Source organism: Marinobacter arenosus, assembly GCF_019264345.1.
Classification (GTDB): Bacteria; Pseudomonadota; Gammaproteobacteria; order Pseudomonadales; family Oleiphilaceae; genus Marinobacter; species Marinobacter arenosus.
This window is the reverse complement of record NZ_JAHVAO010000001.1, coordinates 725,141-750,313: the sequence shown is the minus strand read 5'-3', so window position 1 is coordinate 750,313 and position 25,173 is coordinate 725,141. Positions and strand designations below refer to the sequence as shown.

The 25,173-nt window shown below is 58.7% G+C and carries 24 protein-coding genes; 12 read left to right on the top strand and 12 right to left on the bottom strand.

The genetic code is table 11. From position 1 onward, the window contains the following. Positions 1 to 122: 122 nt before the first annotated feature. The 6 genes from trxB to KXD86_RS03395 all read right to left on the bottom strand — a co-directional run bounded on the left by trxB (position 123) and on the right by KXD86_RS03395 (position 5,213). Positions 123 to 1,076: a thioredoxin-disulfide reductase gene (gene trxB / locus KXD86_RS03420; protein ID WP_218634678.1), complete on the bottom strand. Its 954-nt coding sequence runs from the start codon at positions 1,074 to 1,076 to the stop codon at positions 123 to 125. Between the two features lie 137 nt (positions 1,077 to 1,213). Then, positions 1,214 to 2,125 carry an AAA family ATPase gene (locus KXD86_RS03415; protein WP_218634677.1) on the bottom strand — a complete coding sequence of 304 codons (912 nt, stop codon included), beginning with the start codon at positions 2,123 to 2,125 and terminating at the stop codon, positions 1,214 to 1,216. A 7-nt stretch (positions 2,126 to 2,132) separates the two neighbouring features. Further along, positions 2,133 to 3,056, bottom strand: a complete 924-nt coding sequence (locus KXD86_RS03410) for a carbon-nitrogen hydrolase (protein WP_312846249.1) — start codon at positions 3,054 to 3,056, stop codon at positions 2,133 to 2,135. After that, positions 3,053 to 4,054 (bottom strand): agmatine deiminase family protein, encoded by a 1,002-nt coding sequence (locus KXD86_RS03405; RefSeq protein WP_376770947.1) that lies wholly within the window; start codon positions 4,052 to 4,054, stop codon positions 3,053 to 3,055. The genes KXD86_RS03410 and KXD86_RS03405 overlap by 4 nt, the downstream gene beginning before the upstream one ends. Positions 4,055 to 4,214: 160 nt before the next feature. Then, positions 4,215 to 4,517 (bottom strand): outer membrane protein assembly factor BamE, encoded by a 303-nt coding sequence (locus tag KXD86_RS03400; protein ID WP_218634675.1) that lies wholly within the window; start codon positions 4,515 to 4,517, stop codon positions 4,215 to 4,217. 108 nt (positions 4,518 to 4,625) lie between these two features. Further along, the gene (locus KXD86_RS03395; RefSeq protein ID WP_218634674.1) at positions 4,626 to 5,213 is read right to left on the bottom strand and encodes a PilZ domain-containing protein; all 588 of its coding nucleotides are present in this window, start codon (positions 5,211 to 5,213) and stop codon (positions 4,626 to 4,628) included. 121 nt (positions 5,214 to 5,334) lie between these two features. Between KXD86_RS03395 and KXD86_RS03390 the strand changes: the two genes are divergently transcribed. Continuing rightward, positions 5,335 to 6,576 carry a lipoprotein-releasing ABC transporter permease subunit gene (locus tag KXD86_RS03390; RefSeq protein ID WP_218634673.1) on the top strand — a complete coding sequence of 414 codons (1,242 nt, stop codon included), beginning with the start codon at positions 5,335 to 5,337 and terminating at the stop codon, positions 6,574 to 6,576. Further along, complete coding sequence (locus KXD86_RS03385; protein WP_218634672.1) at positions 6,569 to 7,279, top strand: ABC transporter ATP-binding protein; 711 nt, start codon at positions 6,569 to 6,571, stop codon at positions 7,277 to 7,279. Before KXD86_RS03390 ends, KXD86_RS03385 begins: the two co-directional genes overlap by 8 nt. On the opposite strand, the gene KXD86_RS03380 is transcribed toward KXD86_RS03385, so the two are convergent. Continuing rightward, positions 7,267 to 7,812, bottom strand: a complete 546-nt coding sequence (locus KXD86_RS03380; protein ID WP_218634671.1) for a DUF2062 domain-containing protein — start codon at positions 7,810 to 7,812, stop codon at positions 7,267 to 7,269. The genes KXD86_RS03385 and KXD86_RS03380 overlap by 13 nt on opposite strands. 138 nt (positions 7,813 to 7,950) lie before the next feature. Here KXD86_RS03380 and KXD86_RS03375 point away from each other — a divergent pair, with 138 nt between their 5' ends. The 9 genes from KXD86_RS03375 (at position 7,951) to murB (ending at position 16,804) form a co-directional block, all read left to right on the top strand. Continuing rightward, positions 7,951 to 10,338: a DNA internalization-related competence protein ComEC/Rec2 gene (locus KXD86_RS03375; RefSeq protein WP_312846248.1), complete on the top strand. Its 2,388-nt coding sequence runs from the start codon at positions 7,951 to 7,953 to the stop codon at positions 10,336 to 10,338. A gap of 72 nt (positions 10,339 to 10,410) precedes the next feature. Further along, the gene (gene pocA, locus KXD86_RS03370) at positions 10,411 to 11,037 is read left to right on the top strand and encodes a flagellar polar localization protein PocA (RefSeq protein ID WP_218634670.1); all 627 of its coding nucleotides are present in this window, start codon (positions 10,411 to 10,413) and stop codon (positions 11,035 to 11,037) included. A 5-nt stretch (positions 11,038 to 11,042) separates the two neighbouring features. Further along, the gene (locus KXD86_RS03365) at positions 11,043 to 11,468 is read left to right on the top strand and encodes an ExbD/TolR family protein (RefSeq protein WP_218634669.1); all 426 of its coding nucleotides are present in this window, start codon (positions 11,043 to 11,045) and stop codon (positions 11,466 to 11,468) included. Further along, entirely contained in the window at positions 11,465 to 13,243 is a 1,779-nt protein-coding gene (gene msbA, locus KXD86_RS03360) for a lipid A export permease/ATP-binding protein MsbA (protein WP_218634668.1), read from the top strand. The genes KXD86_RS03365 and msbA overlap by 4 nt, the downstream gene beginning before the upstream one ends. Then, positions 13,240 to 14,268: a tetraacyldisaccharide 4'-kinase gene (gene lpxK, locus KXD86_RS03355; protein ID WP_218634667.1), complete on the top strand. Its 1,029-nt coding sequence runs from the start codon at positions 13,240 to 13,242 to the stop codon at positions 14,266 to 14,268. Before msbA ends, lpxK begins: the two co-directional genes overlap by 4 nt. 19 nt (positions 14,269 to 14,287) lie before the next feature. After that, positions 14,288 to 14,476, top strand: a complete 189-nt coding sequence (locus tag KXD86_RS03350) for a Trm112 family protein (protein WP_218634666.1) — start codon at positions 14,288 to 14,290, stop codon at positions 14,474 to 14,476. Between the two features lie 24 nt (positions 14,477 to 14,500). Continuing rightward, on the top strand, positions 14,501 to 15,301 hold the full coding sequence (gene kdsB / locus KXD86_RS03345; protein WP_218634665.1) for a 3-deoxy-manno-octulosonate cytidylyltransferase: 801 nt from the start codon (positions 14,501 to 14,503) through the stop codon (positions 15,299 to 15,301). Continuing rightward, positions 15,285 to 15,764: a low molecular weight protein-tyrosine-phosphatase gene (locus KXD86_RS03340; RefSeq protein WP_218634664.1), complete on the top strand. Its 480-nt coding sequence runs from the start codon at positions 15,285 to 15,287 to the stop codon at positions 15,762 to 15,764. The genes kdsB and KXD86_RS03340 overlap by 17 nt, the downstream gene beginning before the upstream one ends. Beyond that, the gene (gene murB, locus KXD86_RS03335) at positions 15,761 to 16,804 is read left to right on the top strand and encodes a UDP-N-acetylmuramate dehydrogenase (RefSeq protein ID WP_218634663.1); all 1,044 of its coding nucleotides are present in this window, start codon (positions 15,761 to 15,763) and stop codon (positions 16,802 to 16,804) included. Before KXD86_RS03340 ends, murB begins: the two co-directional genes overlap by 4 nt. Positions 16,805 to 16,841: 37 nt before the next feature. Here the strand turns inward: murB and KXD86_RS03330 are convergent, their stop codons facing one another. Beyond that, positions 16,842 to 18,575 (bottom strand): proline--tRNA ligase, encoded by a 1,734-nt coding sequence (locus KXD86_RS03330; protein WP_218634662.1) that lies wholly within the window; start codon positions 18,573 to 18,575, stop codon positions 16,842 to 16,844. Positions 18,576 to 18,784: 209 nt separating this feature from the next. Next, a complete protein-coding gene (locus KXD86_RS03325; protein WP_218634661.1) occupies positions 18,785 to 19,282 on the bottom strand; it encodes an Lrp/AsnC family transcriptional regulator in 498 nt (165 codons plus the stop codon). 148 nt (positions 19,283 to 19,430) lie between these two features. Here KXD86_RS03325 and leuA point away from each other — a divergent pair, with 148 nt between their 5' ends. Further along, positions 19,431 to 21,125, top strand: coding sequence for a 2-isopropylmalate synthase (gene leuA / locus KXD86_RS03320; protein WP_218634660.1), 1,695 nt, complete (start codon positions 19,431 to 19,433; stop codon positions 21,123 to 21,125). Positions 21,126 to 21,218: 93 nt separating this feature from the next. Here leuA and KXD86_RS03315 read toward each other — a convergent pair whose 3' ends face one another. The 3 genes from KXD86_RS03315 to xseA form a co-directional block, all read right to left on the bottom strand. Then, positions 21,219 to 21,428, bottom strand: a complete 210-nt coding sequence (locus tag KXD86_RS03315; protein WP_008169155.1) for a cold-shock protein — start codon at positions 21,426 to 21,428, stop codon at positions 21,219 to 21,221. A gap of 314 nt (positions 21,429 to 21,742) precedes the next feature. Then, positions 21,743 to 23,626, bottom strand: coding sequence for a propionyl-CoA synthetase (locus tag KXD86_RS03310; RefSeq protein ID WP_376770946.1), 1,884 nt, complete (start codon positions 23,624 to 23,626; stop codon positions 21,743 to 21,745). Positions 23,627 to 23,728: 102 nt separating this feature from the next. After that, complete coding sequence (xseA, locus tag KXD86_RS03305) at positions 23,729 to 25,108, bottom strand: exodeoxyribonuclease VII large subunit (protein WP_218634658.1); 1,380 nt, start codon at positions 25,106 to 25,108, stop codon at positions 23,729 to 23,731. Positions 25,109 to 25,173 lie beyond the last annotated feature (65 nt).

The following is a 25,173-nucleotide window of genomic DNA, read 5'->3' as shown; positions in this document are numbered from 1 at the left end:
TAATGTGTTCGAATGTCGGTTTGTGGGCGCAAATCGCTGAAGCTGGCCGTTCAATGGGCCGAATCCAGCGACGTGCTCCCACTGGCCGAGTCAAACTATTGAGAGACTAATCGCAGTTTAGTTCAGTCCTGCTGATCCAGGAATTTTTCCGCGTCCAGGGCCGCCATGCAGCCGAACCCGGCCGAGGTGACGGCCTGACGATAGACATGGTCCGCCACATCGCCGGCGGCAAACACGCCCGGGATGCTGCTCTGGGTGGCCATGCCCTCCAGGCCCGAGCGAATGCGGATATAGCCGTTCTCCATGTCCAGGTGGCCCTGGAACAGATCGGTGTTGGGCTTGTGGCCGATGGCAATGAAGACGCCTGCAAGCTCCAATTCCTGAGTGGACTCGTCTTTGGTGCTCTTGATGCGCATGCCGGTCACGCCGGTGCCGTCACCCAGGACCTCATCGAGGGTATGATCCCAGACGATGTTGACGTTACCGTTCTGGGCCTTCTCGAACAGCTTGTCCTGCAGGATCTTTTCGGCGCGGAGGCTGTCACGGCGGTGTACCAGGGTGACTTCGTCAGCAATATTGGACAGGTAGAGCGCCTCCTCGACTGCGGTGTTGCCGCCGCCAATAACGGCTACTTTCTGCTTCTTGTAGAAAAAGCCGTCGCAGGTGGCGCAGGCGGAGACACCCTGGCCCTTGAACTTCTCCTCGGATTCCAGGCCGAGGTACATGGCCGATGCGCCAGTTGCGATGATCAGCGCGTCACAGGTGTACTCGCCTCCATCACCTTTCAGTCGGAATGGGCGTTCGTGAAGGTCAGCCTCATTGATGGTGTCGTAGACAATGCTGGTCTCAAAACGCTCTGCGTGCTTGAGCATGCGCTGCATCAACTCTGGACCCTGGACACCGTCGTTGTCGCCCGGCCAATTGTCGACATCGGTTGTGGTGGTGAGCTGGCCGCCGACCTCGATACCGGTGATCAGGGTCGGGTTCAGATTGGCCCGGGCTGCATAGACCGCGGCGGTGTAGCCAGCGGGGCCGGAGCCAAGAATGATCAATCGGGAGTGTTTGGTTTCGCTCATTTGTGTATGTCTCTCACTAAATTCGGTACGACGATGCCCTTGGCGGGCTCAAATCTGCTCGGAAAGGGCAGAAGGCTAACACGAATGACGCAGTCTGCCATTCGATTTGGCCAATTCCGCTTATAAAACTTTGCTATTTATTCAAGGACAGAAACCGTGGCGAGCAACTGCCGGACCCGCTCAGAACTCTTGCCGGATTCCCCCTGTTCGAGACGATGTTCCGCCACCGCCGGGAATACCGCCTGAATGTCGTCGGGCAGGACGTGATGGCGTCCCTCCATGAGCGCCCAGGCCTTGGCCGCTTTCAGCAGGCCCAGGCCCGCCCGGGGCGAGAGCCCATAGAGCAGACCGGGCATGCGCCGGCTCTGTTCCAGCAACCGCTGAACATAGTCCAGCAGAGCCGGGCTGGCTTTGACCCGGCCAACGGCCTCCTGCAGCGTGGTCAGGTCTTCCTGGGGCAGGAGCGCCTGCAGCCGCTCTGTCATGGCTCGACGGTCCTCGCCTTCGAGCAGTTCCCGTTCCGCTCTGGGATCCGGATAGCCGAGGCGCAGTCGCATCAGGAACCGGTCGAGTTGGGATTCCGGTAACGGAAAGGTACCGCCCTGTTCGATGGGGTTCTGGGTCGCGATCACGAAGAATGGCTGTGGCAGGGGGCGTGTCTGGCCCTCAATAGAAACTTGCCGCTCTTCCATGGCTTCAAGCAGGGCGCTCTGGGTCCGGGGCGAGGCGCGGTTTATCTCGTCGGCCAGGACAATCTGCGCGAAAATCGGGCCCGGATGAAACACCAGGCTACCCGCTTCCTTGTCGTACATGGAGTAGCCAAGCACGTCGGCCGGCAAGAGGTCGTTCGTGAACTGGATACGCTGATAGGACAGGCCCATGATTTTCGCCAGCGCGTGGGAGAGGGTAGTCTTGCCCATGCCGGGGATGTCTTCAATCAACAGGTGACCGCGGGCCAGTAGCCCGCACAGTGCCAGACGCACCTGTTGGTCCTTGCCCAACAATATCTGGTTCAGTTCACTGACAACGGTGTCGACCAGTTTCTTCATTGTCGGGTCAGTCCCTCACTCGCTTGAGAATGTCGCCGTAGGCGTCGATGCGACGATCCCTCAGGTACGGCCAGATACGGCGAATCGATTCACTGCGAGTGCGGTCGAGCGTTGCGGACAGAATGCACTCACTGTCGTCACCGGCGCGGGCGAGGAACTCGCCCTGAGGACCACAGATGAAGCTGTTGCCCCAAAACCGTATGCCATCGGTTTGTCCCGTGGGGTCCGGCTCTGTACCGACCCGGTTTGGCGCGACCACCGGCAGATTGTTGGCGACCGCATGGCCACGCTGTACGGTCACCCAGGCCTCGAGCTGTCGAGCCTGTTCTTCCGGATCGTCGGTTACGTCCCAGCCGATGGCCGTGGGGTAGATGAGAATTTCTGCGCCAGCCAGGGCCATCAGCCGGGCCGCTTCGGGATACCATTGATCCCAGCACACCAATACGCCCAGCTTGCCAACCGACGTGTTGATTGGTGTGAACCCGCTTTGCCCGTCGTTGAACTGGGCATCGCCCGGCGTGAAGTAAAACTTCTCGTAGAACCCCGGGTCATCCGGGATGTGCATTTTCCGGTAGATGCCGGCTATCGAGCCGTCCCGCTCCAAAACCACCGCGGTATTGTGGTACACGCCATTCATCCGACGCTCGAAAATGGATCCGACCAGAACAATACCCAGTTCCCGTGCGAGATCGGACAACCTCTGGCTGGTTGGGCCCGGGATGGGTTCGGCCAGTTCGAAGATGTTGGTGTCTTCCGTCTGGCAGAAATACAGGGTGGCGTGAAGCTCCTGCAGAACAACCAGCTCCGCTCCATTGGCGGCGGCCTCCCTGACGAGCTTTTCAGTCGTGGCGAGGCTTGCTGCCTTGTCGTCTGTGCAGGCTTGCTGGATAGCAGCGAGGTTCAGAAACTGGGAATGGGTGTTGTTGCTCATGGAGAGACCACTCCTGCCGGAATCTGCATGGTGACGCAATGGAGGCTCCCGTGCTGGAAAATCAGTGCCCGGCAATCGATGGGGATAATTTCGCGATCCGGGAACACCTCTTCGAGAATGGCAATCGCCTCGTTGTCCTGACGCACGCCGTAGGTGGGTACCAGTACCGCGCCATTGATGATCAGGAAATTGGCGTAGGTCGCGGGAAGGCGATGGCCGTCCTCGTCATGAATCGGGTCAGGCCAGGGTAGGGCCGTCAGCCTGTAGGGGCTGCCATCACGCTGGTGAAATTCCTGCAGCTCCTCTTCCATGGCGGCCAGGGCACTGTAATGCTCGTCGGATACATCGGGACAGGCGACGTAACAGATGTGGTCGGGCGCGCAGAAGCGGGCCAGTGTGTCGATATGGCTGTCGGTGTCGTCGCCGGCCAGGTAACCGTGGTTCAACCAGAGAACGCGATCGGCGCCCAGTACCTCGGCGAAGAGGCGTTCGATGGCGGTTCGGTCCTGGGAGGGATTCCGGCTCGGGGTGAGAAGGCATTCGCTCGTGGTGAGAATAGTGCCCTCACCATCAGATTCAATGGATCCACCCTCCAAAACGAAGTCCATCTTGAGAAGCGGTGTGGCGCCAAAAGCACCGGCATTGGCCAGGTGTCGATTGAGGGCGTCGTCCTTTTCCCAAGGGAACTTGCCGCCCCAGGCGTTGAACCGGAAGTCAAGGAGGGCCAGGCCATCCTCGGTCTGAACGGTGAGGGGGCCATGGTCCCTTGCCCAGGTGTCATTAGCCGGCGCGGGAACGGCAATCACCCGACCGGGAAATCCCTGGTCCTGGGCAAAGCGGTTCAGGGTCTGCCCGAGCTCCTGAACCCGGACCACGTGCTCACAGCTGATCAGCAGGTGTTCGAAGCGCAGGACAGCCTTGGCAATCGCAGTGAAAACCGGCTCCACCTCGTCCAGGATTTCGGCCCAGTCGGTTCCCGGGTGGGGCCAGGTCAGCATTACTGCACTTTGCGGAGCCCATTCAGCGGGCAACACACGTCTGGATGTCACTTTACTGCCACCTTGAATCGTAAAACCGCCATTCTAACCAACGGAGGGCGCAGCGTCAGGGGCTGTGCCGGGAATTTGCTACCTGCTCGCTGTTGTTTTTTGTTACGTCTCAGCGATTGGGCTTGAGTACGGCATGGAGTACGCGGTCGCGCTCAAAATAAACAATAAAGTTCCGGTAGTGCCACTGAGTGATGGGAGGCTCTCCAACAGGGCCCATGACCTCCAGCGGTTCGCCCCAGGTGGCGCGAACGGACTCCTGGCTCATTCCGGTTGCGGGTGTGCTGACCAGTTCGCGATCAGCCTGCGAACCCACCGGAATGCTGAGCTGCTCGGCCCACAGGCCGCTCGCCGGTGCGAGGGTGAGCGTTGCCGCCAGCGCCAGGGTTCCGAGTGTTATTCTGTTTTTTCTCATTGTGTTATCTCCATTAATGCCTGGTTCCTCCCGGGGTTCGCTCGGAAGGACATGGATAAAGCGTAATATCTTAAAAGGACAGGCAAAAGTCACCTGTTTTTCCGAAGCTTACTCTTTTTGACGCTGCCGAATCTGCCAGCGCATCACATGTCGTGCAATCTGTTGACGGTCGCTGTCCTGAATTTGTTCAAACTCGGTATGGACCCTTGCGCCACCTGCGTTCTCGGTTTGCACGTCAATGACCGTGGCGATGGCCTGCGGCTGGAAAAGCTCAGGCGGCAGCGTCATGCGAATGGCCAGGCGATCACCAACCGCCCAGAGCGGGGCATGGCTTGAAAATGCCAGGCCGCCTTCACTCAAGGTCACCTCTTGCCAGTCTTCCGGTTGCAACGGATTTTGCTCAAAGGCCATAATGCGCGCAAGCGTGTCCAGCTTGCCATTCAGGGACTTGATTAATCCTGTCAGAAGGCGGTCTCGTTCAGCGAGGCTGGCAAGCTGGGCTCTTACGTCCTGATCCAGTCGCCGGAACTCGGCTTTCAGACTTTCAAGGTGGTCGCCATCAAAGGCGTCTTCCTCGAAGGGCGCGTTTGGTGGAAGCCTCCGGATTTCCAGGCCGATTCGATCTTCGATACGGAAGAAATCCCGACGTTCGGGGGTATACTCGACCGGTCCGCTGGGTGTGTTGTGTGACGGCATCCTGGCTCCGAAATTGAATTTTCCATTATTAGAGAACAGTTTAGCAGTTTCCTCCGTCGCTGGCAGACGGTTGGGAAGACCAGACCACGACAGACCTGAAGGTAGCGACAGGCACCTCCCCATGTTCAGACCCTTATCGTTCTACATCGGCTTGCGGTACACCGCAGCCAAACGTCGTAACCACTTTATCTCCTTTATATCACTAACTTCCATGATCGGCCTGATGCTGGGTGTCGCGGTGTTGATCATCGTGCTTTCGGTCATGAACGGATTCGATCGGGAACTCAAACAGCGGATCCTCGGTATGGTGCCCCACGCAGTCATTGAGGGCTCCGGCCCCCTCCAGGACTGGGAATCGGTCGATCGGCAGGTTCAGGAGCATCCCCGTGTCCTGGCTGCCGCCCCGTTTATTCAGGGGCAGGGCATGGTCACCGGCGGTGGCAATGTTCGTGGTGTCATGCTCAATGGCGTATTGCCTGAGGAGGAGAAGACGGTTTCGATCATTGAGAAACACATGATCGAAGGCAGCCTGGACAATCTCCGGTCAGGTGAATTCGGCATCATTATCGGCCGCCTGATGGCGGCCAGTCTCCGGCTTGAGCTGGGAGACAAGGTAACCGTGGTCCTGCCGGAGGCCTCGGTGACGCCGGCAGGCGTGTTGCCGAGGCTCAAGCGATTCACCGTCAAAGGCATTTTCAGTGTGGGCGCCGAACTGGATGGCAACTACACGCTCGTTCACATGGACGATGCCTCCAAGCTGATGCGTACAGGGGGCAAGGCCCTCGGAGTGAGGCTGCTGGTGGACGACCTGTTTGCCGCTCCCAGGGTGGCAGAGCAGGCGGCGCGAATGCTGGAGGGGCGTTATTACATCTCTGACTGGACGCGAACTCACGGCAACCTGTTCCAGGCCATCCGGATGGAAAAGACCATGATTGGCCTGCTGTTGATGTTCATTGTCGCCGTGGCGGCCTTCAACATCGTCTCCACCCTGGTCATGGTGGTGACTGACAAGACTGCCGATATCGCAATTTTGCGCACCATGGGAGCCACGCCGGGCCGAATCATGCGTATTTTCATCGTTCAGGGTGCGGTGATCGGCGTCTTCGGAACGTTGATCGGAACAACGCTGGGCGTGGTTGGCGCACTCAACATCAGTGCTTTTATTTCCTGGCTGGAAGGGGCACTCGGACATCAGTTCCTGAGCGCCGACGTGTACTTTATCAGTTATCTGCCCTCCCAGTTGCAGTGGCAGGATGTCTACATCATCAGTGGAGCCGGCCTTGCCATGAGCCTGCTGGCGACTGTTTATCCCGCGTGGCGAGCATCCAGAGTCGATCCGGCGGAGGCGTTGAGGTATGAGTAAGGAAAATACAATCCCGCAGCAATCCGGGCCTGTGATTGATTGCCGGCAGATCACTCGGACCTACACCGAGGGGCCGGAAAAGCTGACCATCTTTTCTGATATTTCTCTGGTGGTGGACGCGGGCGAGACGGTTGCCATAGTGGGCAGTAGCGGTGCTGGAAAGACGACCCTGCTGAACCTGCTGGGGGGGCTGGACCGCCCCTCGTCCGGGCAGATTTCGATTTGTGGCGAAGACATTCACCGGCTCTCCGAATCAGGTAGGGCCCGGTTTCGGAATCGCCACCTGGGCTTCGTATACCAGTTCCACCATTTATTGCCGGAATTCTCCGCGCTTGAGAACGTCATGATGCCCTGCGCCCTTGGCGGCATGGCGGTCAAGGCGGCGAGGGAAAAGGCAAAAGATTTGCTGGCCAGGGTCGGGTTGGCAGAGCGACTGGCCCACAAACCGGGCGAGCTGTCCGGGGGTGAACGGCAACGCGTTGCCATTGCCCGGGCGCTGGTCAATGAGCCGCAATGCGTACTGATGGATGAGCCGACCGGGAACCTGGACGAACATACCGGGGAAGGTGTACAGAAGCTGATCGAATCACTTCGCGATCAGTTGGGTATTGCCTTTGTCATGGTGACTCACGACATGAGGATGGCCCGCAGCCTGGGCCGGGTCTTGCGACTTGAGCAGGGGCGACTGATTCAGGAAGGCTGATCCGCGGGTCCCCGACGCCTGTTTCGTTCCAGGCGTCGTATCTGCCAGTCAGAGCGTATTTTTCGACGCCAGAGAAACTGGATGACCAGGTATGCCAGGCAAGCCGTAAGAGTGGCGATGATCAGCGACCCGAGGTACAGCGGAATGCCGATATCCAGCAAACGCTCGCTGATCCAGGCCCAGGACAGCTCGAACTCGAAGTTCAGGACCGGTCGGTTCAGAATCCAGGCGCCGATTTTGTAATTGAAATAAAAGATCGGTGGCATGGTCACCGGATTGCTGATCCACACGAGCACGACGGACAGAGGCAGATTGGCATTGAACCAGATTGCAAAGAGGGCGGCGCCAAGCATCTGAAAAGGCATGGGAATGAAACAGAACCAGATGCCAACGAGAAACGCCCGGGCGACACTGTGTCGATTGATATGCCACAGGTTGGGTTCATGAAGGATATCGCCAAGAAAGCGCAGCGACTTCATCGCTTGCACCTTCTCTGGTGTTGGCAGATAGCGTTTCATGAACTTCTTTGGCATTGGAAGCTCTGCCTGTTGAAAGAGTGTAAAAACCGGTAGCAAGGATGCCGCCGGTGATGTCTCAAACCGGGAGGACAAGGATTGTCCGGAATTTCAAACATTCAAGGCCGCTCCCTCCAAGGGCGCGGTTTGGCAGTTGTGGGCGTTTTCGCCTTCTCTTGCGGCGTTATCTTACTGTATCGGTTGTCGATCTTGCCACCACCGGAGTGGTTCGTGGCGAGCTTTATCACGTCTTTTTGCATTGCTTTACCGTCCCGCCCCCGATTCTTCCGGAAAGTCGCGTTTGTGTTCATGGCGTTGAGTGCTGGCGCAGGCTGGGCTGCCTGGCACGCCAGCGCGCGTTTGAGCGAGCAACTGCCGGCGACGGTCGAGGGCGAGATCGTGTCCGTGTCCGGATACGTTTGCGACGTCCCGGCGCCCGGCAGCTTTCGTAGTCTGCGCTTCAGTTTCTGTGTCACCCGCTGGCATGACCTCCCGCGGCACATGGCAGAAGCATCTCCGATGCCCCGAAAGCTTCGGCTGGCCTGGTATGGGGCGGACGCCTCGGGACTTCCCGCCCATCGGCTCCGCCTGAACGTGGTCCTGAAGCGGCCTCACGGAACCCTGAATGACCAAGGGTTTCGCTACGAGGACTGGCTGTTTCGGAAGGGCTATCGAGCCACAGGGACCGTCCGGGCCGCCGAACCTGCCGGCACCGTCTATTGTGGTCTCCATTGTCGTTACAGCGAGGTCCACGCCGGACTCGCCAGTTGGGTTGCAAGCGAGTTTTCCACCGCCGAGCACCTGCCGTTGATCGCCTCGTTGTTGGTGGGCTATCGGGGGCATATGACCGATGACCACTGGCAGGTCCTCCAGGCCACGGGGACAGTGCACCTGGTTGCCATCTCAGGGCTCCATCTCGGACTGGTAGCTCTGGGTGCGGGCCTCGTGGTCAGGCACGTGATGCTGGTGGTTCCGATCGGGTGCTTGGGTGAACTGGCTCGTCGTCGACTCCTGTTTGCGGCTGTGATGGTGTGTTGCCTGGTCTATGCCCTGGCGGCCGGCTTCACTGTCCCGACCCGCCGGGCGCTCGTGATGGTGGTGGTCGGTGGCTGGGCCGCGTTGTTTGCGCGCGAGGGGGCCGCCTGGCATGCGCTGATCCTGGCATTGGCGACGATCCTGTTGCTGGACCCGTTTGCGCCTCTGGACCAGGGATTCTGGCTATCGTTCGGTGCGGTTGCTGTGCTGATCTGTGCCTTTGCGAACTCTCTTGGTGTGTCCGGATGGTTCTGGACGCTGCTGGTCGCACAATGCGCGGTGTTCGCGGGGCTTTGGCCCGTACTTAACGTCTTCGGGCAGGATCAGCCGCTGGTAGGTGGGCTGGCAAACCTGGTCGCCATTCCGCTGGTCTCGGTTATGGCCATGCCGGTGCTGGTGTTTGGCGGGTTGCTGACGGCAATGGTGCCCGCCGTGTCCGGGTTTGTAACCAGCGCTTTCGACGCGGTACTGGGCGCTCTATGGGGCCTCCTTTCTTTCCTTGCGAAGCTCCCGTCCCCTCAGCCCGACGCCGGGGCGCTGGAGATCATCCTGTTGTCGCTTCTGGCGCTGGTCCTGCTGCGCGCACCAATGACTGCCTGTCGAGTGCTTGGGGGCGTGGCCATCCTCTCGTGGCTGGGGCTCTCGCTGATGCAGGCTCCGTTAGCAAACCGACCGGTGGCTGAACCGGAGCTTCGGATCTGGGACGTGGGCCAGGGTTTATCGGTGCTGGTGCGAACAAAGGACCGGGTGCTCCTCTACGATACCGGGCCGGCGGTCCCGGGCGTGTTCTCGTCGGTAGAGTCGACGCTTTTGCCCAACCTGAAGGCCCTGGGTGTTCGCCGCATTGACACCCTGGTGGTCAGTCATGCGGACAGCGATCACGCCGGTGGATTGGCTCTGCTGGCAGATTCCCTGGAGATCGGGCAACTGGTGACTGGTGAAGTGTCCGAGGTCTGGGAGAAGTTGGGAGGCTCGGCCCGGTTCCCAATTGTTCCCTGTTTGAGTCGAGGTGAGCGGTTAGGCAGCCTTGACGTCGAATACTGGCAGGCGCCGGGTGCTCGTGAAGGCAACGATGCATCCTGCGTGATGAGCATCCGGCACGGGGCGTCGGGGACAGAATGGCTGCTACCGGGGGATATCAGTGCGGATGTGGAAGCCCGGTACCTTGCTTTTCGAGACGGCACTCCGTGGGCGATCAACGACAAGACCCGGGTCGTGCTGGCACCGCATCATGGCAGTAAGACGTCGTCGTCGTTGACCTGGGTGGAAACACTGAAGCCTGATGTGGTGGTTTATTCAGCCGGGTATCGCCATCGCTTCGGACATCCCCATCCGACTGTGACAGCCCGTTATCGGAGTCTTGGAGGGCAATCCCTCAGCACCGCCTGTTCCGGCAGATTGATTCTGGCGATTTCCAATAACCATCTGACGGTTAAAGAAAAGCGACACAATGTGCCATTCTGGATAGGCGCTCCGGATCAGGCCCGGGCCCGATGTAGAATACCGTGACACAACGGGTGTGGCCTCCAACGGCAGCTATGCTAAAGTAGCGCGGCTTGTAAATTATCAGGGAGACCGAGCGTGTTCGAGCTGTTGAAAGCCGGTGGCATTTTGATGGTGCCAATTGTTGCGTGTTCCATTCTGGCGCTAGCCATCATCATGGAGCGTTTCTGGACTCTGCGCGTATCCAGGGTTGCTCCAGCCCAGACCGTCAACGAGTTGTGGCGCTGGATAAAGAAGAAAGAGCTCAATGGCCGCAAGCTGAAAGCGCTCCAGGGGTCCTCTCCCATGGGCCGGATTCTGGCCGGCGGTCTGCTCAATGCCAAGCATGGTCGTGAGATCATGAAAGAAAGCATTGAGCACGAAGCGAGTCAGGTGATCCATGATCTTGAACGGTTCCTGAACCCGCTGGGTACCGTTGCGACCATTACGCCGCTGCTGGGGCTGCTGGGAACGGTCATTGGTATGATCAAGGTCTTCGCCGAGATTCAACTGGCCGGTGTCGGCAATGCCGGCAATCTGGCGGGCGGTATTTCCGAAGCGCTGATCACGACCGCCGCCGGACTCAGCGTTGCGATTCCAGCCCTGATTGCCCATCGCTACTTTATGCGTCGGGTAGACGAGCTGGTGGTCAGCATGGAACAGGAAGCGATCAAGCTGGTTGAGGTTGTCCACGGAGACCGCGAAATCGACGTGGAAGGAGCCTGAACGCCGTGAAGTTCAAGCGCCAGAGAAGTCAGGAAGTCGCGGTAGATCTGACGCCACTGATTGATGTGGTGTTCCTGCTGCTGATTTTCTTCATGGTTTCGACCACCTTTACCCGAGAAAGCCATCTTCAGGTCGAGCTGCCCGAAGCCAGTGGCGAGCCGGCGTCACCAGCGGAGGTGAAACAGATCGACGTGGTGATCAATGCCGAGGGACAATACATCCTGAACGACCGGACGCTGGTCAACAATCGCCGTGAGACTCTGGAGCGGGGCGTTCGGGAGCTGGCCGAAGGCGATAATTCGCTGCCATTCATTATCACTGCTGATGCCCGTACGCCTCACGAATTTGTGGTGCGCGCTATGGATGTTGCCGGTAGGCTTGGGTTTGCCAAGCTGAGCATCACCACCGAGCGGGAGGCTGAAAGCCCGTGAGCAGCACTGAGCCGCTTCCCACGCCGGCTCCGGAAATACCTTCCGGCAGTTGGGAAACGTACAAGCGATTGCTGGCGTATGTAAAACCATTCTGGCTGGCGTTCGCGCTGGCTGTGGTCGGTAATGTCATCTATGCCGCGGCTTCCACGGGCATGGCGGCCGCCATGGAGTATGTCATTGCCGCCATTGAAAACCCGACAGACGGTAACCGTCTGCTGCTGACGCTGGTGATCGTCGGGGTGTTCGCCTTTCGTGGACTGGGCACGTTCATGAGTCAGTACTTCATCAACTACGTCGGGCGGCAGGTGATCAATGCCCTGCGCAATGACGTCTTTGATCGGCTGCTGACCCTTCCCTCCCGCTATTTTGACGACAACGCCGCCGGTAGGCTGGTTTCCAAGCTCACGTTCAACGTGGAGCAGGTCGCCGAAGCGACCACCAATGCGGTGACCATCACGCTTCGGGAAGGCCTGACGATTGTGGGGCTGATGGGTTTTATGTTGTACACCAACTGGAAGCTCACACTGATTTTCCTGGCTGTCGGTCCCATTATCGGCGCCGTCGTCAGTTATGCCAGTAAGCGTTTCCGGAAGATCAGCAAACGTATCCAGGGCTCCATGGGGGACATAACTCATGTGGCGTCAGAATCCATTGCCGGCTACCGGGTGGTTCGGACGTTTGGTGGCGAGGACTATGAGCAGCAACGTTTTCGCGAAGTCAACGATCGCAATCTGAAGCAAAGCCTGAAGATGGCATCGACCCAGGCGATCAGCGTTCCTATTATCCAGGTACTGGTGGCGATCGCCATCGCCGCTCTGGTCTGGACCATGCTTGCACCGGAGATTCGCGGTGAAATGACAACGGGTCAGCTGGTCGCCTTTATTACTGCAGCGACTACCATGGCCAAGCCCATCCGGCAGGTTACGTCGGTTCATGCCAAGATCCAGAAGGGCGTTGCTGCGGCATACGACGTGTTCGAAACCATCGATGAGCGCCCGGAACAGGATCCTGGCACCTTTGCACCGACCAGGGTCGAGGGCAGCATCCGGTTTGAGGATGTCTCGTTCCGGTACCGCGATCAGCTCGACAACGTGCTGGAGGGCATTTCACTGACCATCCCCGCAGGGCAGAGCGTGGCGCTTGTTGGCCGGTCGGGCAGCGGAAAATCGACTCTGGTCAGTCTGTTGCCGCGCTTCTATGAGTACACCGGCGGCGACATCCTGATTGATGACCATTCCCTTCGAGACTATTCCCTGAAGGCGTTGCGGGCCCAGATTGCCCTGGTGACGCAGAATGTCGTGCTGTTTAATGACACCATCGCCGCCAACATCGCCTACGGTGCGCTTCGGAACTGTACCCGCGATGACATTCGCGAGGCGGCCGCCAAGGCCCATGCCCTGGAATTCATTGACCGCATGCCCGACGGACTGGACACGATGATTGGTGATAATGGCGTCATGCTATCCGGTGGTCAGCGCCAGCGTCTTGCGATTGCCCGCGCACTGCTGAAAGATGCGCCGTTGTTGATTCTTGACGAGGCGACGTCGGCCCTCGATACGGAATCCGAGCGTCATATTCAGGAGGCGTTGGAAACGGTGATGGAAGGCCGGACCACGCTTGTGATTGCTCACCGCCTGTCCACGATCGAGAAAGCGGACCGGATACTGGTTATGGATAACGGTCGTATCGTGGAGTCGGGTCGGCACGAAGAGTTGCTTGCGGCGGGCGGCGCATACGCCCAGTTGCACCAGATGCAGTTCAGCGAATCGGCATGAGTTCCCTGATTGACCGGCTCTGGTACGGCAAGGGTCGTCCCTTGCGGTTCCTTGCTCCTTTGAGTTGGATCTATCAGGCGGTTGCAGCCTCTCGCCGGCGGAAGGCCTGGGAGTTCAGGAATGAGGTGGTGCCCGTCCCCGTGGTGGTGGTTGGCAACATCACCGCCGGCGGCACCGGAAAATCCCCGCTGACCGCTCTTTTGGTCACTGAGTTTCGCGCTGCCGGGTGGCGACCGGTGGTGCTCAGTCGGGGCTACGGTGGCAACTCAGCCCAGTATCCGTTGCTGGTGGACGGGCACAGCGATCCGGCGCAGGCGGGCGATGAGCCGGTCATGCTTGCCCGGACGACCGGTGTTCCGGTCGTGGTGGATCCCCAGCGCCGACGTGGCGCAGCCTGGGCTCTCAAACAGGGCCTTGGAGATATCCTGATCTGCGATGACGGCCTGCAGCACTACGCGCTTCCCAGAGACGTGGAGATCGCTGTCTTTGACGGTGCCCGTGGTATGGGTAATGGCTCGGTCATTCCAGTCGGCCCCCTTCGCGAACCTGCCTCACGCCTGTCTTCAGTGGATTTTGTCGTCGTCAATGGCGGTGAATTTGAGGCTGGCAGCCGCATCGAATCGTTTCAGGGCATTGAGCATCCGCAGATTTACACCATGGCGCTGGAACCGTCCTCGCTGACCAACCTGATTACCGGAGAATCTCGCCCGCTGAGTGATCTTGAGGGGCAGTCCGTGCGGGCTGTGGCTGGAATCGGAAATCCCGGGCGGTTTTTCGATACACTACGGGGTCTCGGAGCGGTTGTGGAAGGCGTGCCTTTTCCGGATCATCATGATTTCAAAGCCGGTGACCTGGAAGCAGAGAATGGCCAGTGGATAGTGATGACGGCCAAGGACGCGGTGAAGTGCCAGGGCTTTGCGTCTGACAACGCCTGGGTATTTTCCGTTCAGGCCCGCCTTGCCCCGGAATTCATCGCCTCGCTGCTCGCCCGAATCCGGCAGCGTACCGAACAGATAATCTCTTAAACGTTGGTGAGAAAACATCATGGATAAAAAACTGCTGGCGATGCTGGCTTGCCCGGTCTGCAAAGGCGATCTGAAACTGAACGATGCTCGCACCGAGCTCCTCTGCTTTCAGGATGCCATGGCCTTTCCGATCCGTGAGGGGATTCCGGTCATGTTGGCGAGTGAAGCCCGGACACTCACGACCGATGAGCGTCTCGATAAACGGTAAACCACCAGCTCAGGATTCCTGTCCATGTCTTTTACAGTCGTCATTCCGGCCCGTTACGCGTCCAGTCGCTTGCCCGGGAAGCCCCTGGCAGAAATTGCCGGTAAGCCCATGGTGCAGCATGTCTATGAACGCGCCCAGGAAAGCCGCGCGGATCGGGTGGTGGTCGCAACGGATGATGAACGCATCCGGTCGGCTTGTGAACGCTTCGGTGCAGAGGTGGTGCTGACGTCGCCCGATCATGCCAGTGGTACCGATCGGCTGGCGGAAGTGGCGAGAAAACTGGACTTCGACCCGGATCACCGGGTCGTGAATGTTCAGGGTGATGAACCACTGATCCCTCCAGCCCTGATCAACCAGGTTGCGGACAATCTCGAACGCTATCCCGACGCCGCCATTGCCACACTCTGCGAGCGCATCCACGATGTTGAGCACGTCTTCAACCCCAATGTGGTCAAGGTTGTCTTTGATCATCAGGGCATGGCTCATTATTTCAGCCGGGCGCCAATTCCCTGGGCCCGAGACCGTTGGCAGGATGGCAATCCGCTGGCCGGGGCAGACGTCTCTCTTCCCGATGGCGTCGGGTACTTCCGCCACATCGGGATCTATGGCTACCGCGCCAGCGTACTCGGTCAGTTCGTGAGCTGGGCTCCGGCTCCGACGGAGCGAGTCGAGTCGCTGGAGCAGCTCAGGGCTCTCTATAACGGGGCCCGTATCCATGTGGACGTGGCCGCGGAAAAGCCACCCGCCGGCGTGGATACCGAGGCAGATCTTGAGCGGATCAGGGCTTGTTTGAGAACGGGGAGGGGCAATGACTCAGCGGGTTAGGGTTCTGTTCGTTTGTCTGGGGAATATCTGTCGATCGCCCAGTGCCGAGGGGGTGTTCCGTGCCCTGGTCACAGAGTCGGGTCTGGCTGACCGGATCGAGATTGATTCCTGCGGCACTGGCCACTGGCACATTGGTAAGGCTCCTGATGCCCGGGCCGCCCAGGCGGCCCGTAAGCGTGGTGTTGACATCAGCAACTTGCGAGCCCGCCAGTTCGCGGCCCATGATCTCGACAATTTTGATTACGTGCTGGTGATGGACCGGCAAAACCTGTCGGACGTTACCGATGTCTGGCGTCAAAATGGCGGAACCCGTCCCGCCCTGTTCCTGAGTTATGGGCGGTCCACGCATCAGGAGGTGCCTGACCCCTATTATGGCGGTGAAGAGGGGTTCGAGTTCGTTCTGGATCTTATCCATGAGGCCGGGGAAGGGTTGCTGGCCGAGATCCGGGAGCGCCTGGCTTGAGCCTGACAGCGGAACCCAGAGAACACGTGGAGCTTGGCGATCTCAATACGCTCCATGTGCCAGCCGTTGCCCGCTTCTACTGGGAAGTGCACGATGCGGCCGAGTTGAAGGCAGCGCTTGCCTGGGCTGAAGCCAAGAGCCTCGGTGTGCTCATTCTGGGCGGAGGCAGTAATCTTGTCTTCAATGGCGATTTCAGTGGGTTGGTCATCCGGATGTGTGTTCCCGGTCGCTACTGGGAAGAGGCCCGGAATCATGAGGCGACGCTGGTCCTTGGCGCCGGCGAAAACTGGCACGAGGCGGTGATTTATGCCGCCCGAGCAGGTTACAGGGGCATCGAGAACCTGGCTCTGATCCCGGGTACGGCTGGCGCTGCGCCGGTACAGAATATCGGTGCGTATGGTGTCGAATTATGCGACACGCTGGAGTCTGTTACCGCGCTGGACCGCCGGAACGGTGAGGTGGTTAGCCTGCGCAATGAAGAATGCGGTTTTGCGTACCGGGACAGTCTGTTCAAGCAGTCTCCGGGGCGATACGCCATCATTGAGGTTCGCCTGAGACTGTCGAGAGACACGCCGCTGCAATTGGGTTACCGGGATCTGGAGGAGTATCTCGGTGATCGCGACCGGGCGGCGCTCAGCGTCATTGATGTTGCCGAGGCAATCATGGCCATTCGCCGTCGCAAGCTGCCCGACCCGAACCTCATTCCCAATGCTGGCAGTTTCTTCAAAAATCCCGTGGTTGCAGTATCCGATTATGAACGCCTGCAGACTACTTATCCGGATATTGTTGGCTACACACAGCCCAGGGGCGTGAAACTCGCGGCTGCGTGGCTGATTGATCAGTGCGGTTGGAAAGGGTTCCGGAACCAGCGGGTCGGTGTTCATAATCGCCAGGCACTGGTGCTCATCAACCATTCCGGCGGTACCGGGCGGGATATCCTGGAACTGGCCGAAAAAATACGGGAAACGGTGAAGGCCAAATTCGGCGTTGAGCTTGAGATGGAGCCGGGCGTTGTAGGCCAGGGCGGTGAATCAGGGTAGGCGGCAATCGCCTACCCAAACGTCACCTGGCCCGCTATCACAGCCCCTTGCGTGGTGACGCATTGATCAGGAAGGGCAGGGCTTCGGCTACCGGAATATCCTGCTTGTCGGCATCCCGGCGTCCTTTGTATTCGAGCGTGCCAGCGGCCAGGCCGCGATCGGAGACCACGAACCGGTGAGGAATGCCGATCAGCTCCATGTCGGCGAACTTGACGCCCGGTCGCTCATTGCGATCATCCAGAAGCACGTCGTATCCCGCCTGGCGGAGCTGTTCGTAGAGTTTTTCCCCAGCTTCAGCAACGGGGGCCGACTTGTGCGCATTCAGCGTCACAATGGCGACCTGGAAGGGGGCAATGGCATCTGGCCAGATAATGCCCTTCTCATCGTGATTCTGTTCAATGGACGCGGCGACGATTCGGGATACCCCAATGCCATAGCAGCCCATCTCCATGACGACGCTCTTGCCGTTCTCATCGAGTACGGTTGCGTTCATGGCCTGGCTGTATTTGTTGCCGAGCTTGAAGATGTGGCCGACCTCGATACCGCGGCGGATTTCCAGGGTACCCTGACCATCGGGGCTCGGATCGCCCTCCACCACGTTGCGGATGTCTTCGATCCGGGTAAGCGGTACGTCACGATCCCAGTTCACACCGGTCAGGTGGAAGTCGTCCTTGTTGGCGCCGCAGACGAAATCGGCCAGATGAGCCGCACTGCGATCAACCACAATGGGCACATTCAGGTTCACCGGCCCGATTGAGCCGGCCTTGCAGCCGACGGCTTTCTCGATTTCCTCATCGGTGGCCATGGTCAGCGGCTCGGCAACGCCGGCCAGGTTTTCAGCCTTGATCTCGTTCAGGCTGTGATCACCACGCAGGATCAGGGCAACCAGACCCGCTTCTTCCTCTTCGTCGGCCTCAGCTTTAACCAGCAGGGTTTTGACCGTGCGGGTGGCATCAACGCCAAGGAATTCGGAAATGGCGTCAATCGTGCGTTGACCCGGCGTCGAAACTTCTTTCAGTTCCTCGGACGGGGCTGCGCGTTCGCCAGTTGGTGCGACCGCCTCGGCCTTCTCGATATTGGCGGCATAGCTGCTGTCGGTGCTGAACACGATGTCGTCCTCGCCCGAGGAGGCCAGCACGTGGAATTCGTGGGACGCACTGCCGCCGATGGCCCCGGAATCGGCCTGAACCGGCCGGTAATCCAGACCCAGGCGATCAAAGATGGCGCAGTAAGTGCGGTGCATAATCTGGTAGGTTTCGTCCAGCGACTCGCCATTGAGATGAAACGAGTAGGCGTCTTTCATGACGAACTCACGAGCCCGCATGACGCCGAAGCGGGGCCTGCGCTCGTCACGGAACTTGGTCTGGATCTGGTAGAAGTTGGCCGGCAGTTCCTTGTAGCTGTTCAGCTCGTTTCGGATCAGGTCGGTGATGACTTCTTCGTGGGTCGGACCAAAACAGAAATCCCGCCCATGGCGGTCATGCATGCGAAGCAATTCGCCGCCGTACTGGGTCCAGCGTCCGGACTCCTGCCACAACTCCGCTGGCTGAACCGCTGGCATCAGGACTTCCTGGCCTCCGCTCTTGTCCATTTCTTCGCGAACAATTCGCTCAACCTTACGCAGGGTCCGCAAGCCCATTGGCAGCCAGGTGTAGAGTCCGGCCGCAAGCTTGCGGATCATGCCGGCACGCAGCATGAGCTGGTGGCTGATAATCTCGGCGTCTGCCGGTGTCTCTTTCTGGGTCGCAATCAGATAGCGGCTTGCTCGCATCGTGTCTTCCGTTTGGTTCAGATCAGGGGATTGTCAGCCTATTCGATCGGCGGCCAGTAGGCCGCTGCAGCCGGCATAGGCTCTATTTGTCGTAAAGAGGTCGTTATTGTACGGAGCCAGCCTGTCGAGGTACAGATGGCGAGTGAGGAAACGGGCAGGCGCTGTTGTCGTCATGGCATTGGGAAGGCCTGAGCGGCGAAGTCGTGCTGTCAGGTCAGGTATCCCAGGGGCAACGCCGTGCTGTCAATGACTCTTCTGAGCACAAAGCTGGAATGCACACCACTCACCCCCTGAATCCGAGTAATGCGGTTCAGGAGGAAATGGTGGTAATGATCCATGTCAGGCACGACAACCTTCAGCATGTAGTCCGCGTCCTGACCCGTGATGAGGTAACATTCCTGGACCTCGGGGTATTGGGCCACCTGCTCTTCGAAGGCGGAGAACCGTTCCGGTGTGTGTCGGTCCATGCCGATCAGGATGATGGCGGTGAGCGACAGGCCCAGCTTCTTGTGATCCAGAATGGTGACGGTGCGGACGATGATGCCTGCATCTTCAAGAGCCCGGACGCGGCGAAGGCAGGGTGAGGGTGAAAGGCCAACTTTGTCAGCCAGTTCCTGATTGGTCAGCGAGCCATTCTGTTGCACCTGCTCGAGAATGCGGCGGTCGGTTTTGTCGATTTTAATAAGTCTTTCCGGGTTTTTAGCCATAAAATGCCAATCGTAATTTTAAGTTAGGCAGAATGTAGCTAAAAATAGTGCTGAGCGACTAAAATAGCAATCATATGCTCGCGTTTTGACGTTAACCTATTAAAACTGTTGCAAGACTCTCCACCCGAAACCGCAAGGATTGACTGAAATGGCTTTTGATTACCGCAAGTACGTTGCTTTCAAGCCCGTTGGCAAGACCGATCGCCGTTGGCCTGACAAGGTTATCGACAAGGCGCCGACTTGGTGCGCGGTTGATCTTCGTGATGGTAATCAGGCTTTGGTCAAGCCGATGACGGTGGCCCAGAAACAACGATTGTTCGATCTGCTGGTCAAGCTTGGTTTCAAGGAAATTGAAATTGGGTTTCCGGCCGCGAGCCAGCCCGACTTTGATTTCTGCCGGAAGCTGATCGACGAGAACCGTATCCCCGATGATGTGAAGATCCAGGTTCTGACCCAGGCCCGTCCGGAGCTGATCGAGCGCACTTACGAGGCATTGAAAGGCGCCAAACGCGCCATCGTTCACGTCTACAACTCCACCTCGACGGTTCAGCGGGAGCAGGTGTTCGGGCTTGATCGTGCGGGAATCAGGGACATTGCGGTGAACGGCGCCAGACTGGTACGTGAGATTGCCGCCCGACACCCGGAGACCGAATGGACGTTCCAGTATTCCCCCGAAAGTTTCACCGGCACCGAGCTGGATTTTGCGGCCGAGGTGGTGGATGCGGTTACTGAGGTCTGGCGGCCGGATCAGGGGCAGCCGGTCATTATCAATTTGCCCGCGACCGTCGAAATGGCAACACCAAACGTGTTTGCTGACCAGATTGAATGGATCTGCGACAACATTCAGCGCCGCGAGCACCTGAGTATCAGTGTGCATACTCACAATGACCGTGGCTGCGCTGTCGCTGCTGCCGAGTTGGCGGTCATGGCGGGGGCTGATCGAGTAGAAGGTACTCTGATGGGCAACGGTGAGCGCACCGGAAACATGGACCTGGTTACCATGGCCATGAATCTGTACTCCCAGGGTATCGATCCGACTCTTGATCTGTCGGGAATGGCCGAGATCACCGAGGTGGTTGAAGCCTGTACCGAGATTTCAACGCATCCCCGTCACCCCTATGCCGGAGAACTGGTCTTCACCGCATTCTCCGGTAGCCATCAGGATGCTATTCGCAAGTGCCTGGCCCGGCGGGAACCAGGTGAGCTCTGGAACGTTGCCTACCTGCCTATCGACCCGTTCGATATTGGGCGTCGCTACGAGGAAGTGGTGCGAATCAACAGTCAGTCCGGCAAGGGTGGGGTGGCCTACGTGCTGGAGCGTGATTACAACATCAGTCTGCCGCGCTGGTTGCAGATTGAGTTCTCAAAGATGGTGCAGAAGGAAGCGGAAACCAACGGCGGGGAAATCGATTCCCTCACTATCCATCGGTTGTTCGAAGAACGCTACCTGAAGGTCCATGACGACTGGGCGTTGCGCGCTTACGATCTGCATCGCGATTCCGAGGGCGTACAAGCTGACGTTACCGTGGGCTCCGGTACAACAGAGCGGTCCCTTAAAGGGCGTGGATTGGGTGCCGTCGAGGCGGTGTCTGATGCTCTGGAGCGTCAGTTCGGTATTTCGATAGCGGTTGAGGCTTATGACGAGTTCGCGCTCGGCGAGGGCACAAACGCGAACGCGCTGGCGTGCATCCGTCTGATGGCGGGAGGGCAGCATTGCAGCGCGGCGGCGCTGGCAGAAGATACGACCTCAGCAACCCTTCAGGCGCTGTTTTCGGCCGTTGCACAGGTCGTGGGAACTGAAATGCGGGCCGCTGAAACGAGGCCGGACACGGTTGATGCCTGATTAGCGGGCTCTACCGAACGTAATAAGCCGGCACAAGTGCCGGCTTATTGATTTTCCCATGCCCGTGAGGGGCAAAGGACGGAACTGGCAACCTCAGACCGGGGTTACGTTTTCCGCCTGTGGGCCTTTCGGTCCCTGCGTTACGGTGAACTGTACCTGCTGACCTTCGGTCAGGGTACGGAAACCGCTCGCATTTATTGCACTGTAATGAACAAAGACGTCGCTTCCACCATCCTGAGCGATGAAGCCAAAGCCTTTGGACTCGTTAAACCACTTCACGTGGCCGGTTTTTGTATCGGACATTGATCTTTCCTGTCTTTCTGAAATTTGCCCTCACGGGACCTTCATATTCCTTATGGAATCCATGCTGAGAAATCCAGAGAGTACTGAGGAAGGAGCAACGAAGAGCACTTCGGCAGGACGTTATAGCGCATTCACCAAATACCGCTGTACTTTCACAGCAATTTCAGTATAGACCGAGTTTGGGGGTCGTCAACGCTTTTTTTCCGGTTTCCGGAGAGTTTTTAGTGTTTTAAAAACAACTATTTGGCCGGACAGACGGGCAAAACCTCCCGAGCCTCTTTTCGGAGGTCGGGAGGTTTTCGGGCGGGAGGGGGTCAGCGACGGAAATGCTCGCTGATCTCATCCAGAATGGCGGGGTCGTCAATCGTGCTGGGTACTGTGTACTCTTCACCGTCGGCTATCTGGCGAATGACCCGGCGCAGTATCTTGCCGGATCGGGTTTTCGGCAGCCGGTCAACCACGATCGCCCTGCGAAAACACGCGACAGCGCCGATCTTCTCACGAACCATTTCAACCAGTTCATCCTCCAGTTCGTCGTGATCGATGGTTGCCCCGTCCTTGATCAGCACCAGGCCAACGGGCACCTGTCCTTTCAGGTCGTCGTGGGCGCCCACGACACAGCACTCGGCAATGGCCGGATGGGAGGCAACCACTTCCTCCATCTCACCCGTTGACAGGCGATGGCCCGCCACGTTGATGACGTCGTCGGTGCGCCCCATGACAAAGACATACCCATCGTCGTCGATAAAGCCGCCATCCCCGGAACTGTAAAAGCCCGGAATGGGTTCGAGGTAGCTTTTCCGAAAACGGGCGTCGTCCTCCCACACGGTCATCAGACAGCCTGGGGGGAGGGGCAGTTTGACGGCGATCTGCCCCTGTTCGCCTGCGGGCATCTGGCGACCGTTCATGTCCACGACCTGTACGTTGAAGCCGGGCGAGGGTACGGTCGCTGAGCCGGGCTTGGTTTTCATCATTTCGATGCCAGCGGGATTGCAGCAAATTGCCCAGCCGGTTTCGGTTTGCCACCAATGGTCGAGAATGGGCAGGTTGGTGTGCTCGTTCAGCCAGTCATAGGTCGGTGGATCAAGACGTTCGCCCGCAAGGAAAATACGCTTCAGCGAGCTGACGTCGTAACGTGACAGGTGGTCGGCTTCCGGGTCCTCCTTGCGAACCGCACGAAAAGCGGTGGGTGCAGTGAACAGGAGGTTTACGCCATGATCCTGAACCACTCGCCAGAACGCACCGGCGTCTGGAGTTTTGACCGGCTTACCTTCGTAGAGAATGGTTGTGCAGCCGGCGAACAGGGGGCCGTAGACAATGTAGCTGTGACCCACTACCCAGCCCACGTCAGACGCGGCCCAGTAAACGTCGCCGGGGTTGGCGTCATAGACCAGCTTCATGCTGTAGTTCAGCGCCACAGCATGCCCGCCGTTATCACGCACGACGCCTTTGGGTTTTCCTGTCGTTCCGGAGGTATACAGAATATACAGAGGGTCTGTGGCCTTCACAGGAACGGGATCTGCCGGAGTGGCTTTGGCAATGGCCTCGCTCCAGTCAAAGTCCCGGCCCGGCTGTAGGTTGGCTTTGGCCTGGGGGCGCTGGTAGACGATGCAGCTTTCCGGCTTGTGGCTGGCCTGTTCAATGGCCTTGTCCACAAGGGGCTTGTACTCGATCACCCGGTTTATCTCGATACCGCAGGAGGCCGTGACGACGGCTTTGGGCGTGGCATCGTCGATGCGGACCGCAAGTTCGTGAGAGGCGAAACCGCCAAAGACCACCGAGTGGATGGCCCCAATGCGGGCGCAGCCCAGCATTGCAATGGCCGCTTCCGGGATCATCGGCATGTAGATGATGACCCGGTCACCCTTGGTGATGCCCCTGTCCGACAGCGCGCCGGCGAATCGGGCTACCGCATCGGTCAGTTCCTGGTAGGTATAGGATCGCTTGGTGTTGGTGACGGGGGAGTCGTAGATGAGGGCGATCTGTTCACCACGTCCGGCTCGGATGTTGGCGTCCAGGGCGACATCGGAACTGTTCAGGACGCCGTCCGGGAACCACTTTCCGTGACCGTTGTCGGTTGGTGTCCAGATGGTTTGTGGCGGCTCGATCCATTCGATGTGCTCGGCCTGTTCTCGCCAGAAGTCGATCGGTTGGTCAATCGAACGCCGAAACTCGGAGTGGTAGTCCATACATTCCACCTCATTCTGCCTATTGTTGTTTTATTATCTTTCTGAACAACTCTAGGCCGTTTGAAATCATGGACTAGTAGACCATTGGCTTAGTTGCGCCGTTTTTCTGCGCTAATTTTCCGGTGAATTGACAGAAGTCACTCTGGCCTCGATCTCCCCATGGGCAATTCGGGCGGTGATCCCGTCGCCGGGCGCAACGTCCGACGCATTGCGGATGATGTTGCCCTGGTTGTCGCGAACAATCGCATAACCTCGCCCAAGTGTGGCCAGGGGGCTGACGACATTGAGCGTCTGGGCCATGTGTTCGAGGCGTTCCTGATGGTGTTTAAGTTGTGCCCGAATAGCGGCGCTGAGGCGCTCGCTGACCAGTGCAACGGACGCACGGCTGTCGATCAGTTGGCGGCGAGGGGATTGCAGGGCAAGGCGTTGGCCGAGATGGTCGCTGCGCACGCTTAGCCGCTCCAGGCGCTGAACCATCGCTTTGCCTAGGCGGAGTTCCAGATCGTCCATGCGTTGGGCTTTTTCCAGCAGATCCCTTCTCGGATCGCGGAGACGGGCACCGAGATGCTCAAGTTGTGTTGCGAATCGCTTGATGGCCCGTCTGGCAGCGTTTGCGAGACGGTGTTCCCGTTCCTGAATCTGCCTCAACCAATCCAGTTGGTCGGGCGAAACCTTTTCAGCGGCAGCAGAGGGGGTTGGCGCGCGAAGATCGGCGACAAAGTCGGTGATCGTTACGTCCACTTCGTGTCCGACCGCGCTCACGGTTGGTATCCGGCACGCGGCCACAGCACGGGCCACGGCTTCTTCGTTGAAACACCAAAGATCCTCCAGTGAACCGCCTCCGCGCCCGATGATCAGAACGTCGGCAACGCCATGGGCTTGCGCCCGTTCAATGGCCTGGACGATATCTCTCGTGGCGGCCTTGCCCTGAACGGCAGTGGGGTAGAGCGTGACCGGTATGGCCGGACACCGGCGAGCAAGCACGGTCAGGATGTCGTGAATGGCAGCGCCGGTTGGTGAGGTGATCACGCCGATGTGCCCCGGCGTTTTCGGCAAGGGCTTTTTTCTTGCGGTATCGAACAGCCCCTCGGTCTGCAGTTTGCGTTTGAGTTCTTCAAAGGCTTGCTGGAGTTCGCCCAGGCCGGCCGGCTCAAGGTGCTCGATTATGATCTGGAAATCACCCCGATTCTCGTACAGCGTCACCTTGCCTCGAATCCGCACCTGGTCCCCCTCTTTGGGCAGAGTGCGAATGCGCTGGTTGAAACCCCGGAACATGGCACACCGCACCTGGCATTTCCGGTCTTTCAGCGAGAAATACCAATGCCCGGACGATGGCCGTGAGAACCCGGACAGCTCTCCTTCTACCCAGACCTGCATGAAACTTGATTCAAGCAGGTGTCGGGCCTGGTGGTTGAGCTCACTGACGCTCAGGGCGCGAGGCCTGGTGTCCTGAAACAGCGGGTTCTCCCTGGGAGTGGGGTAGTCATCCATACGCAATAGCCGAAAAGTGGGAGGGTAAAAATAGCCAAATTTCAAAAAGATGCAATCGAACCTTA

What these genes read in the sequence shown, in the direction of transcription:
- trxB (WP_218634678.1), bottom strand. Translation starts at nt 1,076, where the DNA reads ATGAGCGAAACCAAACACTCCCGATTGATCATTCTTGGCTCCGGCCCC.
- KXD86_RS03415 (WP_218634677.1), bottom strand. Translation starts at nt 2,125, where the DNA reads ATGAAGAAACTGGTCGACACCGTTGTCAGTGAACTGAACCAGATATTG.
- KXD86_RS03410 (WP_312846249.1), bottom strand. Translation starts at nt 3,056, where the DNA reads ATGAGCAACAACACCCATTCCCAGTTTCTGAACCTCGCTGCTATCCAG.
- KXD86_RS03405 (WP_376770947.1), bottom strand. Translation starts at nt 4,054, where the DNA reads ATGCTGACCTGGCCCCACCCGGGAACCGACTGGGCCGAAATCCTGGAC.
- KXD86_RS03400 (WP_218634675.1), bottom strand. Translation starts at nt 4,517, where the DNA reads ATGAGAAAAAACAGAATAACACTCGGAACCCTGGCGCTGGCGGCAACG.
- KXD86_RS03395 (WP_218634674.1), bottom strand. Translation starts at nt 5,213, where the DNA reads ATGCCGTCACACAACACACCCAGCGGACCGGTCGAGTATACCCCCGAA.
- KXD86_RS03390 (WP_218634673.1), top strand. Translation starts at nt 5,335, where the DNA reads ATGTTCAGACCCTTATCGTTCTACATCGGCTTGCGGTACACCGCAGCC.
- KXD86_RS03385 (WP_218634672.1), top strand. Translation starts at nt 6,569, where the DNA reads ATGAGTAAGGAAAATACAATCCCGCAGCAATCCGGGCCTGTGATTGAT.
- KXD86_RS03380 (WP_218634671.1), bottom strand. Translation starts at nt 7,812, where the DNA reads ATGCCAAAGAAGTTCATGAAACGCTATCTGCCAACACCAGAGAAGGTG.
- lpxK (WP_218634667.1), top strand. Translation starts at nt 13,240, where the DNA reads ATGAGTTCCCTGATTGACCGGCTCTGGTACGGCAAGGGTCGTCCCTTG.
- KXD86_RS03350 (WP_218634666.1), top strand. Translation starts at nt 14,288, where the DNA reads ATGGATAAAAAACTGCTGGCGATGCTGGCTTGCCCGGTCTGCAAAGGC.
- kdsB (WP_218634665.1), top strand. Translation starts at nt 14,501, where the DNA reads ATGTCTTTTACAGTCGTCATTCCGGCCCGTTACGCGTCCAGTCGCTTG.
- KXD86_RS03340 (WP_218634664.1), top strand. Translation starts at nt 15,285, where the DNA reads ATGACTCAGCGGGTTAGGGTTCTGTTCGTTTGTCTGGGGAATATCTGT.
- KXD86_RS03330 (WP_218634662.1), bottom strand. Translation starts at nt 18,575, where the DNA reads ATGCGAGCAAGCCGCTATCTGATTGCGACCCAGAAAGAGACACCGGCA.
- KXD86_RS03325 (WP_218634661.1), bottom strand. Translation starts at nt 19,282, where the DNA reads ATGGCTAAAAACCCGGAAAGACTTATTAAAATCGACAAAACCGACCGC.
- leuA (WP_218634660.1), top strand. Translation starts at nt 19,431, where the DNA reads ATGGCTTTTGATTACCGCAAGTACGTTGCTTTCAAGCCCGTTGGCAAG.
- KXD86_RS03315 (WP_008169155.1), bottom strand. Translation starts at nt 21,428, where the DNA reads ATGTCCGATACAAAAACCGGCCACGTGAAGTGGTTTAACGAGTCCAAA.
- xseA (WP_218634658.1), bottom strand. Translation starts at nt 25,108, where the DNA reads ATGGATGACTACCCCACTCCCAGGGAGAACCCGCTGTTTCAGGACACC.